At 67.8% G+C, this 14,756-nt stretch carries 16 protein-coding genes; 14 read left to right on the forward strand and 2 right to left on the reverse strand.

Going from position 1 to position 14,756, the window contains the following annotated elements; translation table 11 throughout:
• Positions 1-166: 166 nt before the first annotated feature.
• The 5 genes from AOM45_RS26560 to AOM45_RS26580 all read left to right on the forward strand — a co-directional run bounded on the left by AOM45_RS26560 (position 167) and on the right by AOM45_RS26580 (position 5,813).
• Entirely contained in the window at positions 167-1,795 is a 1,629-nt protein-coding gene (locus tag AOM45_RS26560; RefSeq protein ID WP_030467578.1) for a peptide ABC transporter substrate-binding protein, read from the forward strand.
• A 137-nt stretch (positions 1,796-1,932) separates the two neighbouring features.
• Positions 1,933-2,862: an ABC transporter permease gene (locus AOM45_RS26565; RefSeq protein ID WP_030467577.1), complete on the forward strand. Its 930-nt coding sequence runs from the start codon at positions 1,933-1,935 to the stop codon at positions 2,860-2,862.
• Positions 2,855-3,829 carry an ABC transporter permease gene (locus tag AOM45_RS26570; RefSeq protein WP_030467576.1) on the forward strand — a complete coding sequence of 325 codons (975 nt, stop codon included), beginning with the start codon at positions 2,855-2,857 and terminating at the stop codon, positions 3,827-3,829. Before AOM45_RS26565 ends, AOM45_RS26570 begins: the two co-directional genes overlap by 8 nt.
• Positions 3,830-3,838: 9 nt before the next feature.
• On the forward strand, positions 3,839-4,825 hold the full coding sequence (locus tag AOM45_RS26575; protein ID WP_030467575.1) for an ABC transporter ATP-binding protein: 987 nt from the start codon (positions 3,839-3,841) through the stop codon (positions 4,823-4,825).
• Positions 4,818-5,813: an ABC transporter ATP-binding protein gene (locus AOM45_RS26580; protein ID WP_030467574.1), complete on the forward strand. Its 996-nt coding sequence runs from the start codon at positions 4,818-4,820 to the stop codon at positions 5,811-5,813. The genes AOM45_RS26575 and AOM45_RS26580 overlap by 8 nt, the downstream gene beginning before the upstream one ends.
• On the opposite strand, the gene AOM45_RS26585 is transcribed toward AOM45_RS26580, so the two are convergent.
• Positions 5,810-6,238, reverse strand: a complete 429-nt coding sequence (locus AOM45_RS26585; protein ID WP_030467573.1) for a GNAT family N-acetyltransferase — start codon at positions 6,236-6,238, stop codon at positions 5,810-5,812. The two genes, AOM45_RS26580 and AOM45_RS26585, sit on opposite strands and share 4 nt — an antisense overlap.
• A complete protein-coding gene (locus AOM45_RS26590; protein WP_030467572.1) occupies positions 6,235-7,692 on the reverse strand; it encodes a S10 family peptidase in 1,458 nt (485 codons plus the stop codon). Before AOM45_RS26590 ends, AOM45_RS26585 begins: the two co-directional genes overlap by 4 nt.
• Before the next feature lie 30 nt (positions 7,693-7,722).
• Here AOM45_RS26590 and AOM45_RS26595 point away from each other — a divergent pair, with 30 nt between their 5' ends.
• The 9 genes from AOM45_RS26595 to AOM45_RS26635 all read left to right on the forward strand — a co-directional run bounded on the left by AOM45_RS26595 (position 7,723) and on the right by AOM45_RS26635 (position 14,679).
• Entirely contained in the window at positions 7,723-8,355 is a 633-nt protein-coding gene (locus tag AOM45_RS26595; protein WP_035910263.1) for a uracil-DNA glycosylase, read from the forward strand.
• Positions 8,356-8,401: 46 nt separating this feature from the next.
• Positions 8,402-9,526: a type IV toxin-antitoxin system AbiEi family antitoxin gene (locus AOM45_RS26600; RefSeq protein WP_059362708.1), complete on the forward strand. Its 1,125-nt coding sequence runs from the start codon at positions 8,402-8,404 to the stop codon at positions 9,524-9,526.
• 395 nt (positions 9,527-9,921) lie between these two features.
• Positions 9,922-10,344, forward strand: a complete 423-nt coding sequence (locus tag AOM45_RS52450; RefSeq protein WP_201780072.1) for a hypothetical protein — start codon at positions 9,922-9,924, stop codon at positions 10,342-10,344.
• A 278-nt stretch (positions 10,345-10,622) separates the two neighbouring features.
• On the forward strand, positions 10,623-11,048 hold the full coding sequence (locus AOM45_RS26610; RefSeq protein WP_030467570.1) for a hypothetical protein: 426 nt from the start codon (positions 10,623-10,625) through the stop codon (positions 11,046-11,048).
• Positions 11,049-11,098: 50 nt separating this feature from the next.
• A complete protein-coding gene (locus tag AOM45_RS26615; RefSeq protein ID WP_081902111.1) occupies positions 11,099-11,698 on the forward strand; it encodes a DUF4129 domain-containing protein in 600 nt (199 codons plus the stop codon).
• Positions 11,695-12,045: a hypothetical protein gene (locus tag AOM45_RS26620; protein ID WP_051783333.1), complete on the forward strand. Its 351-nt coding sequence runs from the start codon at positions 11,695-11,697 to the stop codon at positions 12,043-12,045. The genes AOM45_RS26615 and AOM45_RS26620 overlap by 4 nt, the downstream gene beginning before the upstream one ends.
• A gap of 2 nt (positions 12,046-12,047) precedes the next feature.
• Entirely contained in the window at positions 12,048-12,998 is a 951-nt protein-coding gene (locus AOM45_RS26625; protein ID WP_201780076.1) for an AAA family ATPase, read from the forward strand.
• On the forward strand, positions 12,995-14,224 hold the full coding sequence (locus AOM45_RS26630) for a DUF58 domain-containing protein (RefSeq protein ID WP_051783331.1): 1,230 nt from the start codon (positions 12,995-12,997) through the stop codon (positions 14,222-14,224). Before AOM45_RS26625 ends, AOM45_RS26630 begins: the two co-directional genes overlap by 4 nt.
• A complete protein-coding gene (locus AOM45_RS26635) occupies positions 14,224-14,679 on the forward strand; it encodes a hypothetical protein (RefSeq protein WP_156093812.1) in 456 nt (151 codons plus the stop codon). The genes AOM45_RS26630 and AOM45_RS26635 overlap by 1 nt, the downstream gene beginning before the upstream one ends.
• Positions 14,680-14,756 lie beyond the last annotated feature (77 nt).

Genomic DNA, 14,756 nt, shown 5'->3' on the forward strand with positions numbered 1-14,756 from the left:
AGGTCGACTTGAGGTGATCGTGACGAGTTTGTGACCGCTTTCGATGCGCGTAGTCCTGGACACCCCGGTTAACGTCCTCTCACGTTTTGGGAGGTGGACGAGACCTCCCGGGGAGGCGTGCGTGCGCAATAACTGCGCCGACGCCGGGGAAAGGCGGGAGAGACTGATGTCGCGATCACGGGTTGCGTGGGTGGCTCTGCCAGTCGCGCTGGCCATGACGCTCAGCGCATGCGGCGGCGGTGGGGGCGGATCCACCTCCGCGGGCAAGGAAGACGCGGACGGAACGGTGTCGATTTACGGCACCGAACCGAAGAGCACGCTCTTCCCGGCCAACACGACCGAGGCCGGCGGCGGCAAGATCACCGACGCTCTGTTCACGCGTCTGGTCGGCTACAAGGCCGAGGACGGCGCCACGTACAACCTGGCCGCCGACTCGATCGAGTCGACCGACGCCAAGGTCTACAAGATCAAGCTGAAGCCGGGCCAGAAGTTCCACGACGGCACCGACGTCGACGCGCAGAGCTTCGTCGACGCCTGGAACTTCGCCGCGTACGCGCCGAACGCGCAGCAGGCCGGTTCGTTCATGGCCCCCATCGAGGGCTACAAGGACGTCCACCCCGCTGACGAGAACGCGAAGCCGGCCAAGGACAAGATGTCCGGTCTCAAGGTCGTCAGCCCCACCGAGCTCGAGGTCACGCTCAGCGCGCCGAACTCGGTCTTCCCGATCATGCTCGGCTACCAGCCGTTCTCGCCGCTGCCGAAGGCGTTCTTCGCCGACCAGAAGGCGTACGAGGCCAAGCCGATCGGCAACGGCCCGATGAAGTTCGTCTCCCGCACGCCGAACGCGCTCATCAAGCTCGAGCGCTTCGACGACTACAAGCTCGAGGACAAGGTCCACTTCAAGACCCTCGACGTGAAGATCTACTCCAGCCAGGAGACCGCGTACCAGGACCTGGTCGCGGGCAAGCTGGACTTCATGGAGGCCCTGCCGCCGTCGGCCAAGGTCGGCGAGAAGTACAAGGCGGACCTCGGTGACCAGGTCCTCAACGCGAACCTGCTGAGCCAGTCCGCGATCGCGCTGCCGTACTACATCCCGGCGTTCAAGGACAACGTGAAGCTCCGCCAGGCCGTCTCGATGGCCATCAACCGCGAGCAGATCACCAAGACCGTGCTGGCCGGCTCCTACGTGCCGTCCGACGGCTGGGTCTCGCCCGGCATCAAGGGCTACCGCAAGGGCGTCTGCGGCGAGTACTGCACGTACAACCCGGACAAGGCCAAGGCGCTCCTCAAGGAGTCCGGCTTCACCGGCAAGCTGACCATCCAGTCCAACCAGGACGGTGGCCGCAAGGAGCCGCTCGAGGCCGCGTGCAACAGCATCAAGCAGGCCCTGGGTGTCGAGTGCGAGTTCGTCGGCGCCACCAACTTCGGTGCGTTCCGCCAGATCGTCGACGGCAAGCAGCTCACCGGCATGAGCCGTTCCGACTGGTCGGCCGACTACCCGTCGATCGAGAACTTCCTGAACCCGCTGTACCGCACCGGTGGTTCGTCGAACGACTCGAACTACTCGAACCCCGCGGTCGACGCGCTGCTGGAGAAGGCCGACGGCACGGCGAACCCGGACGAGGCCATCAAGATCTACCAGCAGGCCGAGGACCTCATCGCGAAGGACATGCCGTCCATCCCGGTGTGGAACGAGAAGGGCATCGGCGCTCGGTCGAAGAACCTCCTCGCCGCCAAGCTGACCTTCACCCGTGACGCCGAGCTCGCGGCGTTCCGCGTCAAGGCGAAGAGCTGACAGCCGACGAAGCGCACGTCAGATTCTGAGCAAGTGAGCAGCAACCCTTCCGGCCTCGCGTCCACCAAGCGTCACGGGCGCGGGGCCGGAGGGGTGTTCAGGGTCTGGCGCCCCCCACCACACAAGGAGCCGACCTCATGGGTCGCTATGTGCTGCGCCGTCTGCTGCAGCTGATACCGGTCTTCCTGGGGACCACCTTCCTGATCTACGCACTGGTCTGGGCGATCCCGCAGGACCCCTTCTCCGGCAAGTGCGGTCAGCGGCCGTGCGACCCGTCGTACGTCGCTGAGATGAGTCAGAAGCTCAACCTCAACGACCCGCTGCTGATCCAGTACTTCAAGTACCTCGGCAACCTCCTCACCGGCGACTTCGGTACGACGTTCAACGGCGTCTCCGTCGGCGAGCAGATCTCCACCTCCTGGCCGATCACCTTCAAGCTCGGCATCATCGCGGTGATCATCGAGGCGGTCATCGGCATCATCGCCGGTGTTCTCACGGGTCTCCGCAAGCAGGGCTTCCTGGACAACCTCGTCCTGGTGTCGACGCTGTTCCTGATCTCGCTGCCGGTGTTCGTCACCGGTTTCGTGCTGAGGCTCTACCTCGGCCCGCAGGGCTTCGACATCATGGACACGTCCGTCAGCACCGATCCGTCGATCGGCGAGCTGATATTGCCCGGCTTCGTGCTCGGCAGCCTCTCCATGGCCTACGTCGCCCGGCTGACCCGCACCAGCATCGTCGAGAACCGCCGCGCGGACTTCGTGCGCACCGCGATCGCCAAGGGCCAGCCGCAGACCCGCGTCGTCGGCATCCACCTGCTGCGCAACTCGCTGATCCCGGTGATCACGTTCCTCGGCACCGACCTCGGCAGCCTCATGGGTGGCGCGATCGTCACCGAGGGCGTGTTCAACATCAACGGCATCGGTGGCCTGATCTTCCGCGGCATCCAGGAGAAGGAAGGCGTCCTGGTCACGGGCATCGTGACCCTGCTGGTGCTCGTCTACCTGCTGGCGAGCCTGCTCGTCGACCTCCTGTACGCCGTTCTCGACCCGAGGATTCGCTATGAGTGACCCAGGATCCGTGTCCGGCGGAACCGGACTCGAGGCGGCAGCGGCCGCCGGCGTCGACCAGGCGAGCCACGTCGACGACTCGTCGCAGAAGCAGCGCAAGCCCCGCTCCCTGTGGAGCGACGCGTGGGGCGAGCTGCGGCGCAAGCCCACGTTCATCATCTCGCTGGTGATCATCGCGATCGTCGTGGTGATGGCGATCTGGCCGTCGCTGTTCACGTCGGTCGATCCGCGCCACTCCAACCTCGACAAGTCGCTGGCGAAACCGTCCGGCGACGCGTGGTTCGGCTACGACCTGCAGGGCTACGACGTCTACGCCCGCGCCATGTACGGCGCCCGCGCGTCGTTGCTCGTGGGCATCTTCTCGACGATCCTGACCGTGCTGATCGGTTCGTTCGTCGGCATCATCGCGGGCTACGCGAAGACGTGGATCGACAGCGTGCTGTCCCGGTTCGCGGACATCTTCGCCGGCATCCCGTTCGTGCTCGGCGCGATCGTCATCCTGACCACGCTGAACGCCCCGAACGAGAACCCCGGTGCGGTCCGGATCGTCACGCAGGTGGTGCTCTCGATCGCGGCGCTCTCGTGGCCGGTCGTCATGCGCATCATGCGCTCCGCGACCCTGGTGGCGAAGCAGCAGGACTACGTCAAGGCCGCCCGCGGCCTGGGCGCGTCGCCGCTGCGCATCATCTTCCGGCACCTGCTGCCGAACACGATCGCCCCGGTGCTGGTGTACGGAACGATCGCCCTGGGTGCCTTCATCGGTGCCGAAGCAACGCTCGCGTTCCTGGGCATCGGCCTGCGTCCGCCGGTCGTCTCGTGGGGCGTGATGATCTCGGAGTCCCGCGACTACTTCCAGGGGGCACCGCACACGTTGCTGTTCCCCGCGGCCTTCGTCACGGTCACCGTGCTCGCCTTCGTCATGCTCGGCGACGCCGTGCGCGACGCCCTCGACCCCAAGTCCCGATAGGAAGATCCCGTGACTCAGCCATTGCTGGAGGTCGAGGATCTCCACGTGGAATTCCGCACCCGCGACGGTGTCGCGAAGGTGCTCAACGGCGTTTCGTACCACGTCTCGGCGGGCGAAACCCTTGCGGTGCTGGGTGAATCCGGCTCCGGCAAGTCCGTGACCGCGCAGACGATCATGGGCATCCTGGACATGCCGCCGGCGTTCATCACCAAAGGCTCGATCAAGTTCCGCGGTGAGGACCTGCTGACCAAGTCGGCGGACGAGCGTCGTGAGGTTCGTGGCGAGGGCATCGCCATGATCTTCCAGGACGCGCTGTCCGCCCTGAACCCCGTGTTCACGGTCGGGTTCCAGATCGAGGAGCAGCTGCGCGTCCGCCGCGGGATGTCCAAAGCGGACGCTCGCAAGCGCGCGGTCGAGCTGCTCGACCAGGTCAAGATCCCGAACGCGAAGGGCAGGGTCTCGGACTACCCGCACCAGTTCTCCGGCGGCATGCGGCAGCGCGCGATGATCGCGATGTCGCTGGCTCTCGACCCGGAGCTGCTGATCGCGGACGAGCCCACCACCGCTCTGGACGTCACCGTGCAGGCCCAGATCATGGACCTGCTGGCGGAGATCCAGAAGGAACGCGACATGGGCATGATCCTGATCACCCACGACCTCGGCGTGGTCGCCGACGTCGCGGACCGGATCTCGGTCATGTACGCGGGCCGCATCGTCGAGCACGCCGACGTCTACGAGCTGTTCCGCGCGCCGGGCCACCCGTACACGGAGTCGCTGCTCGAGTCGTTGCCGCGCCTGGACCTCAAGGGCCAGGAGCTCAAGACGATCAAGGGTCTGCCGCCGTCGCTGACCAACATCCCGCCCGGCTGCCCGTTCAACCCGCGCTGCCCGCGCGCGTTCGACCGGTGCGTCACCGAGGTCCCCGCCGTGCACAACCTCGGCATGGGCCGCACCAGCCGGTGCCACATCGCGGAGGAGGTCGTCGCTCGTGGCTGAGCCGATCCTCGAGGTCGAGAACCTCGTCAAGCACTTCCCGGTCCGCGTCGGCGTGCTGTTCAAGCGCACCGTGGGCCACGTCAAGGCCGTCGACGGCGTCTCGTTCTCGCTGAACAAGGGCGAGACCCTCGGCGTCGTGGGCGAGTCGGGCTGCGGCAAGTCCACCCTGGCCCAGGTGCTGATGCGCCTGGAGCCGCCGACCTCGGGCGTGGCCAGGTTCGAAGGCCGCGACATCTTCGGCATGAAGGGCGCGGAGCTGCGCAAGCTGCGCCGCGACATCCAGATCGTGCTGCAGGACCCGTACACGTCGCTGAACCCGCGCATGACGGTCGGCGACATCGTCGGTGAGCCCTACGAGATCCACACCGAGGTGGCGCCGAAGGGCGACCGCCAGCGCAAGGTGCAGGAGCTCCTGGAGATCGTCGGCCTGAACCCGGAGCACATCAACCGGTACCCGCACCAGTTCTCCGGCGGCCAGCGCCAGCGCATCGGCATCGCGCGTGCCCTGGCGCTGAAGCCCAAGGTGATCGTGTGCGACGAGCCGGTGTCCGCTCTGGACGTCTCGATCCAGGCGCAGGTGATGAACCTGCTGGGCGAGCTGCAGAAGGAGATGGGCCTCTCCTACCTGTTCATCGCCCACGACCTGTCGGTGGTGCGCCACCTGTCCAACCGGGTCGCGGTGATGTACCTCGGCAAGATCGTGGAGATCGGCACCGAGGACGAGATCTACGAGCGCCCGATGCACCCGTACACCCAGGCACTGCTCTCCGCCGTGCCGGTGCCGGACCCGACCCAGCGCGGCCGGCGCGACGTCATCCGCCTGACCGGCGACGTGCCGTCCCCGATCGACCCGCCGTCGGGCTGCCGGTTCCGCACCCGGTGCTGGAAGGCGCAGGACATCTGCGCCACCGAGGTGCCGGAGCTGGTCGTGCGCAACGACGGCCACCCCGCCGCGTGCCACTTCGCTGAGGAGCGCGCGGTCGTCTAGGGCTTGCTCAGGTGTGTGATCGACACACCGGGAGCGATCTCCTGCTCCGCGGTGTCCACGAACCCGCGCTTCCGGTACAGCCGGAGCGCGGGTTCGTTCTTGCTACCGGTGCTGACGATCTGCGGCCCTTCCGGCAGTGCGTCGAGGAGCTTGGAAGCGATTCCGCGCCGGTGTGCCCGCGGATGCACGACCAACCGGCAGATGTCCACAGTGGACCCGTCGAGCTGGTACGACACCGCACCGACGAGACCTTCCTCGTCGTACAGCCCGAGAAAGGTCTCACCGCACTTCCGCAGCTCCTCGAGCGACTCGTGCAACGGCGGAATGCCGTCGAAGCCGATCAGTTCGGCCTCGACGGCATAAGCCAGCCGCTGCACCGTCCACAGCTCGTGCAGGACGGTGTCGTCGGACAGGTCCAGGATCACGTGTTGGACGAGTTCCGCACGAAGGCCGCGAGGTCCTCGGACTGCTGCACGCGCGACGGCTCGTGCACGTACATCATGTGGCCGGCCGGGTAGTAGGCCGACTCGATGTTCGCCGTCAGCTCCTTCGGGATCTGCAGGTGCGCCAGGAGGTGCTCGGCCGCGAAGTACGGCGTCGCGCCGTCGTACCAGCCGAACGCGACGTGGACCTTGAGGTGCGGGTTCGCGCGCATCGCCGCCGAGAGCTTGCCCGCCGTCGTGACGTGGCGGCCCTCGAACTCCTTGTACGACCACTGTTCGATCGCCCGCGAGAGGATCTCGTACGGCAGGTCGTTGGAGTAGCCGAGCTCGGCGTGCAGGTAGTGGTTGAGCGTCGAGGCGTAAGGCCCGACGATCGCGTCGATGGACGGGTCCGCGGAGATGCCCTCGCGGCCGTAGTCGGTGTCCCAGCCGGTGAAGCGGGCGTCGATGCGGCCGACGGTCTTGCGGTCGCGGCGCAGCAGCTCGGTGAAGAACCGGATGTGCTCGATGCGCAGGTCGACCGCGTCCACGTACTCCTCGGACAGACCCGTGAGCCTCGCGAGCTTCTCGATGGTCGCGGCACGTTCGACGTCGGAGAGCCGGTTGCCGCGCGCGAGGGCGTACGGGTAGTCGCGGCTCGCGAACTCCTCGGCCTCCGCGAGCACCTCCTTGAGCGGCCGGTCGCCGTGCAGGCCGTGGTAGTGCGCGATGGCCGCGTACGTCGGGAGGAAGAGCGTGTAGCCGAGGTCGTGGCCCTCGTTGAACTCGAGCGTCGCGAAGTCCAGCACCGAGGAGATCAGCATGAGTCCGTTGAGGTACATGCCGTACTTCTTCTGCAGCTGCTCAGCCAGGCCCGCGGCCCGCAGCGTGCCGTACGACTCGCCGCAGATGAACTTCGGCGACATCCACCGGCCGTTGCGCGAGGTCCAGAGCCGGATGATCTCGGCGATGGAGTCGACGTCGGGCTGGTAGCCGTGGTAGCTGCCGGGCTTCTCGCCCTGCGCGGCCCGCGAGTACCCGGTCGACACCGGGTCGATGAACACGAGGTCGCTCTCGGCGAGCAGCGACTCCTCGTTGTCCGCGATCCCGTACGGCGGAGCAGTCAGGTTGCCGACGTCACCGCTCAGCACCCGGCGGGGCCCGAGGAGCCCCATGTGCAGCCAGACGCTCGCGGAACCGGGTCCACCGTTGAAGGCGAACGTCACGGGCCTGCGCAGCGGGTCGGCGCCGTCGAGCGTGTACGCGGTCAGGAACACCTCGGCCTTGGGCTTGTGGCCCTCGAACACGCCGTCCTTGAGCACTTCTTCCCTGAGCACGACACGCCCGGCGGTCGCGGTGTAGTTCAGCTCGCGGCCCTTGACGGTGATGCTGTGCTGGGTGGTGACCAGATCATCGGACGGAGACGCGGGCTTTTCTTCGGTCTTCTCCTCGGACATGGGAGCAACACTACGGAACTCGACGATCGAATAACGGCCTGTCGAGCGTGCCCGCGCCTGGTCGCGTGGCGCGAGTCGGTCGCCTCGGTGAAACGAGCCGCGTTCCGCGACCAGGAGTACTGGGGCAAGCCGGTGCCGGGCTTCGGCCCCGTGGACGCCTCCCTGCTCCTCGTAGGCCTCGCCCCGGCCGCGCACGGCGGCAACCGGACCGGGCGGATGTTCACCGGCGACGCGTCCGGTGATTTTTTGTTTCGGGCGCTGTACGAGGTGGGCCTCGCCTCCCAGCCCTCCGCGTGGGCCCGGGACGACGGCATGGAGCTGTACGGCGTGCGGATGGCCTCGCCCGTGCGGTGCGCGCCGCCGGAGAACAAGCCGACCACCGACGAACGGGACCGGTGCTCGCACTTCCTGCGCGAGGAGATCGCGTTGATGCCGAACCTGCGGTCCGCGGTGGTGCTGGGCGGGTTCGGGTGGAAGGCGTTCCTGCCGTTGCTGGGGGTGTCACGGCCGCCCAAGTTCGGGCACGGGGTGGAGGTCGAGGCGGGCGGGCTGCGGGTGATCGGGTGCTACCACGTGTCGCCGCACAACACGTACACCGGACGGCTGACGCAGGAGATGCTGCAGGACGTGCTCAGGCGGGCAGTGAACCCACCGACTGTGTGACGTCGACTGTCCGCTTGGAACTGTTCCATGAAGTAACATGTTCCATGTGTCACGGAACGCCGGAAAAGGTGGAACGGTCGAGCTGTTGGGCTCGTTCGAGCAGCAGCTCAGGTCTCTGCTGCCGGTCACGTGGTCTGTTCGTCTCGACCTGCAGCCGCGGGTTTCCGGCGGTCACCGGGTGGTCGAGCCCGATGCGCAGGTCGTCATCGGTGCGCCGGATGGCACGGTCACGACCGTCCTGCTCGAATGCAAAGCCGGGATTGTTCCGAGGGACGTCGCACGAGCTGCTCAGCGGATCATGGCGTATGCGGCCGAGATCTCAGGTGGTGGTGCGCCTGTCGGGGGCATGGTGTTGGTTGCTCCGTTCGTGTCTCCGATGACCCGTGCACAGCTGGACCAGCACGGCATGGGTTGGTTCGACCTGACCGGAAACCTGCGTCTCAGGCTGGACAAGCCCGCGGTCTTCCTCGATCGCACGGGAGCGGAGCGCAGCGGGTTTCGAGACCCCGAGGACCGCCTGCTCAAGTCTCTCCGTGGCTCCGCTGCAGCCAAGGTCGTGCTGGAACTCGCCGAGACCTCTTTGCCGGTGGGGGTCCGTGAGCTCGCTGAGCGGGCACAAGTCGGAGTGGCGACAAGCGCGAGGGTGCTCGAGCTGCTGGATCGGGAAGCGGTGATCACCAGAAGCGACGACGGTGCTGTCACCGCCGTCCGCAAGCGGCTGTTGCTGTGGCGCTGGGTGCAGGACTACAAGGTCATGGCTTCGAACGAGGTCGTTGCCGCACTGGACCCGAGAGGGCTGAGCCACGCGTTGAAAGCCTTGCCGACTCTCAACACGCGGGTCACCGTCACGGGTTCGGCAGCCGCACGCGCGTACCTGCCCGACCACATCACGCCCGTTTCTCCTCTCGTCTCCCTGAGCTTGTACGCCGAGGACCCGATCGGGCTGATGAAGCAGCTCGGACTGAAGACCGCCGACCGCGGAACCAATGTTCTGGTCATGCGGCCGCACGACGATGTCGTCCACGCGAAGGCCCGACTTGTCGGTGGCGTCGAGTACGCGTCGCCGGCACAGGTCGTCGCGGATCTCCTGACCGGACCGGGGCGGTCGACCGAGGAAGCCGAGCAGCTGATGGCAGTGCTCGAATCGAGAGAGTCAGGCTGGGAAAGTTGATCTCGCAGGAGTACGTCGAGGCGCGGGCGGTTCTCCTCGACGCCTTGGACGGACTGGGGCCGCACCGAGACGCGCTCGTTCTCGTTGGCGCCCAGGCTGTGTACCTGCATTCAGGCGCCGCGGACTTCGCCACGGCGCCGACCACGACGGATGCGGATCTCGCGCTCGTGCCGGACCGGTTGGCGGACGAGCCTTCGATCGTTGACGCGATGCTCGCGGCCGGGTTCGCTGCAGGCTCGCAACCTGGAAGGTGGGTGGGACCTGGCGACATCGCCGTCGACCTCATGGCTCCTGAGGCGCTGTGCGGCCGAGGTGGTCGGAGAGCAGCCCACCTGCAGCCGCCGCACCAGGCCAAGGCCACTGCTCGCAGAACACTCGGGCTCGAGCCTGCGGTGGTGGACAACGACGTTCACCTGATCGGTGCGCTCGATCCTGAGGATCCCAGGAAGTTCGAGATCAAGGTGGCCGGGCCTGCGGCACTCGTGGTGTCGAAGGTGGTCAAGATCGCAGAGCGACGCGAGCAGCAGCCAGATCGCCTGAAGCCCAAAGACGCGCTCGACGTGCTTCGGCTCCTGCGCGCCATCGACACGGCATCTCTGGCGGCGAACTTGGCGATCATCGCTTCGGCCGAGCTCTCGAGCGTCGTGGTCGCAGGTGCCGTCAGGGCTCTTCGCGAGCTCGCGGCGGGCCCAGAAGGTCTCCTTCCGCGGATGGCTGCTGATGCTGAGATGGGCTTCAGCGATCCCGACGAGATCAAGTTGTCGATGGTGGTGCTGGTTGACGACCTCTTGCAGGAGTTCGCCCGCTTGACGAGCTGAAGACGTCGGCTGCCACGAGGGCGTCGTTCTGACCCCACGTGCCGATGATGATGTCCATCCACACGTCGTGTGGCTGGTCCGTGTGGTGGTAGCAGTTCGCGAAATACGCCGCCGAGGGGCGCTGTCGCGGTAAACGTAGTTCCACTGGCGCTCGATGGGCGCTTGGCAGCAGCCACGGGTGTAGTGCCGGATCTCGCGCTCTTCGAGGGTCGAAGTCCGGGCCACGACCGCAAGTCAGCCAAAAGGATCATCACGACGACGGGGAAACCGGTGAGCTGATGGGGAAGCGGAGTCCGGCGCACGTGCTGTGGACCGAGGGTCCGGCTGCGTTCGCGTTCCTGGTCGAGAAGTACGGGTTCACCGGTCCCCACACCGTCGAGCCAGAGGGTTTCCACGATCACGGCGGTCTGCGGTACGAGCGCGGGAAGCTGAGCGTCGAGATCGGCGTGTGGAGCTGGTACGGAGGAGAACGAGGCGTCAGCACGACGGTGTGGGTGCGCGAGCTGAGTGCCAGCGTCAGCCTCCGCGACCTCTACGTCGATCTCGGGCTGGGGCCCGAACGGGACGTGCCCGATGGCGGGGGAAGCGGACATGTCGTCCGCAAGCGCATCACCGAACAGTCAGCGGCGCTGCGCAAGGTGGTACCTCACGTCGTCGACGTCGAACCGCGGCGACCGCTCTGGAGCTTCCCCTTCCCCGACTGACCTACCAAAGGATCATCCGAACCGCGCCGGTCCGTGTCACGCTGACCCGCATGAAGTGGTGGCGAGCTGGGGTGGCGGTGGCGGCGTTGCTGATCGTCGTCGTCGCGGCCTCAGGCACCTCGCCCGTCACGTTCGTCAACCGGCTCGACGACCGTCCTCCGCCGGAGAACCGCGAGCCGTCGGTGGACCTGGAGCTCCCGCGGGACCTGCCGGACCTGGTGGCGTTGCCGTTCACGTTGTACCTGCTGGTGCTCGCCGGGCTCGTCCTGTTCGGACTGATCGGGATCCTGCTCGCGCTCGAGCTGCCGCGCTGGCGCCGGCGTCGTGGCGTCAAAACCGTCGAGATCGAGGGCTTCGAGGTCGGGCAGGTGGCCGTCGTCCAGCGCGTCGAGAAGGCGCTGCAGGAGTTCACCGAGCACCCGAACCGGCCGCCGCGCGACGCCGTGATCGCCGCCTGGCTCGCGCTCGAGGCCGCTGAGCCTCGCCGGCCGCACCAGACGCCCACCGAGTTCACCGAGAAGCTCGGGGTCGACGCCGCCGTGCTGAAAGATCTCTATCAACGGGCGCGGTTCGGGCACGAGAACGTGACGGCCGAGCAAGCGGAAGATGCCCAACGGGAGTTGAGCCGCATCGTCAGGGAGCTCGCATGAGAACCGTGCTGGCGCTCGTCATCGGGGTGATCCTCGGCGTCGCGATCTGGTGGCTCGGTGCCTCGCCCGCGTGGGCCGCGGCGCTGGCCGTGCCGCCCACCGCGTTCGGCGTGCTCGTCACGAAGCTGCCCAAAGCCACCGACATCGTCTGGAGCGCGGACCCGCCCGCGCCCGGTTCGATCAGCACCGCGCACGCCAGCACTCTCGCCAGCAGGCTCGCGGAGGCGGCCGGGGACCCGCGGCGCTACGAAGAACGGTTCCAGGCCCGGCTCGCACGACTGGGGATCGACGCGTCCGAGATGCCGGACCCGAAGGAACTCGCAGAACGGCTCAGGAGGGTCGAGTGAGCATCAGTCCAGAATCCGTGTCCGTGGAGGCCAAAGCCGTCCTCGACGAGGTCGGCAAGGTCGTCGTCGGACGGACGCGGACCGTGCGGCTTGCGCTCGCGGCCGTGCTGGCCGGCGGGCACGTGCTGCTGGAGGACGTGCCGGGGCTCGGCAAGACGCTGATCGCGCGGTCGCTCGCGCAGGCGCTCAGCCTCGACTTCCGCCGCCTGCAGTGCACGCCGGACCTGCTGCCCGCGGACGTCACCGGGTCGTTCCTCTACGACCCCGGCAGCCGCGAGTTCGAGTTCCACCACGGGCCCGTCTTCACCGGGCTGCTCCTCGCCGACGAGATCAACCGCACGCCGCCCAAGACCCAGTCGGCGCTGCTGGAAGCCATGCAGGAGCGGCAGGTCACGGTCGAGGGCCGCACGTTCGCCCTGCCGAAGCCGTTCCACGTGCTCGCGACCTCGAACCCCGTCGAGTACGAGGGCACCTACCCGTTGCCCGAGGCGCAGCTCGACAGGTTCCTCGTGCGGCTCGACATCGGGTACCCGCCCGCGGAGGAGGAAGTCGAGGTGCTGCGCCGGCGAATCGCGCGGCAGAAGGAAGAAGCCGAGGTTCCGCCGGTCCTGGCCCCCGGACGTCTCGCCGAGCTCCAGGCCGAGCTCGAGAAGACCACAGTGGACGACGATCTCCTGCGGTACTGCGTCGATCTGGCCGTCGCGACGCGGCGCCACCCGTCGGTGGAGGTCGGCGCCTCGCCGCGAGGTGCGCAGGCGCTCGTGCTCGTCGCCCGCGCATTGGCCACTTTGGACGGACGCGGTTACGTGACACCGGAGGACGTCAAGGAGTGCGCGGTGGCCGTTCTGGCGCACCGGCTCGTGATGAAGCCGGAGACGTGGACGTCCGGCGTCAGCGGGGTGCAGGTCGTCACCGACCTGCTCGGCAGGGTTCCCGGCCCGCCCAGCTCATGAGCAGAGCGGACAAGATCAGGGAGGCGTTCGCCGGGTCGCACGGCGCGCACTGGCACTCGACGGACGCGTACTCCCGCGCCGTCTGGCTCGGTGCCGGACTGGTTGCCGCCGGGATGTTCCTGCACCAGGTCGAGCTGGTGCTGTTCGGCGTGCCACTGGTCCTCTCCGTGCTGATCACGAACAAACCGAAGGGCACGCCGACGGTCAGCGTGCGCCCGGTGCCGCGCGGCGAGGGTGCCGGCGTCGTGCACACCGTCGCGCACGTCGACGGCGCGGACGCCGAGCTGGCGGTCGTCAAGCTGCCGGGCGGCCCGAAGGTGGTGCCGGTGCACTCGCCCGACCTGCCCGTGGAGATCAGGCGGGACGCGTGGGGACCGGGCGTCGACGTCCGGCTCGACCACCTCTTCGCCGGACCCGACGGCATGCACGTCTACGGCCCGATCGTCGGCACCGAGCACGTCCGCACGATCCTGCCGCCGGTCGAGCACCACCCCGCAGGCCCGCTGCCGCCCCGGCCCGCCGGGCTGGTCGGCATCCACCGCTCGCCGCGCGCCGGGGACTCCACCGAGCTGCGCGACATCCGGGCGTTCCAGCCGGGGGACCGGCTCAAGCGCATCGACTGGCGCGTCACCACCCGCACCGGCACGGTTCACGTCCGCGAGCGGCACGCCGAGGCCGACGCCGAGATCGTGCTGGCGCTCGACACGCGCACAGACCTCAGCGCGAAGGTGGCGGAGTGGTCGTCGCCCCACCACGGCGCCACGACGCGGCCGGGAGGCAGCCTGGACCGCGCGGTGCGCAGGGCGGCGTCGATGGCAGCGGGCTACCTCAGGCAGGGCGACCGGGTGGCGTTGATGGACCTGAGCAGGCCGCAGCTCAACGTTCGTTCCGGTGTCGGCCGGCGGCACCTGATGCGCATCCGCACGCAGCTGGTCGTGTGTGTGCAGGCCGCCGGATGGGCGTCGCGCGTGGCGTTGCGGAAGCTCCCGCACGGAAGCGTTGTCGTGCTGCTGTCGCCGTTCCTCGACGACGAGATCGCGGAGCTGGCCGTGCAGACGCGCAAACACGGTCACGTCGTGCTGGCGATCAACACCCTGCCGTTGCCGCTCGAGCCCGACGAGGAGACGCCGTGGGGTGAGGTCGCGGCGGAGCTGATCGCCGCCGAGCACCGGCTGCGGTTGCGGCGCATGGCCGAGCACGGGGTGGCGGTGACGACCGAGTGCTGATGCGACTGGCGATCGTGCTCGCCGCACTGCCGGTGGCGCTGATCCTCCACCGGGAGGCCGACTCCATCGGGCCGCTCGTGATCGTCGCGGCGCTGACGGCGGTCACCGCGGTGATGCCGGGGAGCGCGGGTCCGGCGTTGCTGATCGGGTACGCGGCGTTCGCGATGGCGTTCGGCGACGGGCACCCGCTGCGGCTGGGCGTGCTGATCATGATTCCGGCGTTGCACCTCGTTCACCTCACGTCCGCGCTGGCGGCGGTCGTTCCGGTGAAAACGAAAATCGAGGCTGCCTCACTCAAAGCGCCGGCACGCCGGTTCGCCATTGTCCAGGCGATCTCTTTCGCTGTCGCGGGCTTCGCGGCGATCGTCCCGTCGGGGCCTGATATCGGTCTCGTCGAGCTCCTCGGACTGGGCGCTCTGACGGTCGTGATCATGGTCTTCGCGCTGAGGATCTGAATCGACACTCTCAGCGAGAACCGGTCAAATCTCACTCAAGGTGCAGGTCAGCGGTGAGGGTGTTCGGCATCACCCGG

The sequence above is a fragment of the Lentzea aerocolonigenes genome, assembly GCF_000974445.1.
GTDB lineage: Bacteria > Actinomycetota > Actinomycetes > Mycobacteriales > Pseudonocardiaceae > Lentzea > Lentzea aerocolonigenes.

Bases quoted from the DNA above. Each gene is read 5' to 3' on its own strand.
- AOM45_RS26635 (WP_156093812.1), top strand. From the start codon at position 14,224: ATGCGACTGGCGATCGTGCTCGCCGCACTGCCGGTGGCGCTGATCCTC.
- AOM45_RS26570 (WP_030467576.1), top strand. From the start codon at position 2,855: ATGAGTGACCCAGGATCCGTGTCCGGCGGAACCGGACTCGAGGCGGCA.
- AOM45_RS26620 (WP_051783333.1), top strand. From the start codon at position 11,695: ATGAGAACCGTGCTGGCGCTCGTCATCGGGGTGATCCTCGGCGTCGCG.
- AOM45_RS26565 (WP_030467577.1), top strand. From the start codon at position 1,933: ATGGGTCGCTATGTGCTGCGCCGTCTGCTGCAGCTGATACCGGTCTTC.
- AOM45_RS26560 (WP_030467578.1), top strand. From the start codon at position 167: ATGTCGCGATCACGGGTTGCGTGGGTGGCTCTGCCAGTCGCGCTGGCC.
- AOM45_RS26615 (WP_081902111.1), top strand. From the start codon at position 11,099: ATGAAGTGGTGGCGAGCTGGGGTGGCGGTGGCGGCGTTGCTGATCGTC.
- AOM45_RS26610 (WP_030467570.1), top strand. From the start codon at position 10,623: ATGGGGAAGCGGAGTCCGGCGCACGTGCTGTGGACCGAGGGTCCGGCT.
- AOM45_RS26630 (WP_051783331.1), top strand. From the start codon at position 12,995: ATGAGCAGAGCGGACAAGATCAGGGAGGCGTTCGCCGGGTCGCACGGC.
- AOM45_RS26590 (WP_030467572.1), bottom strand. From the start codon at position 7,692: ATGTCCGAGGAGAAGACCGAAGAAAAGCCCGCGTCTCCGTCCGATGAT.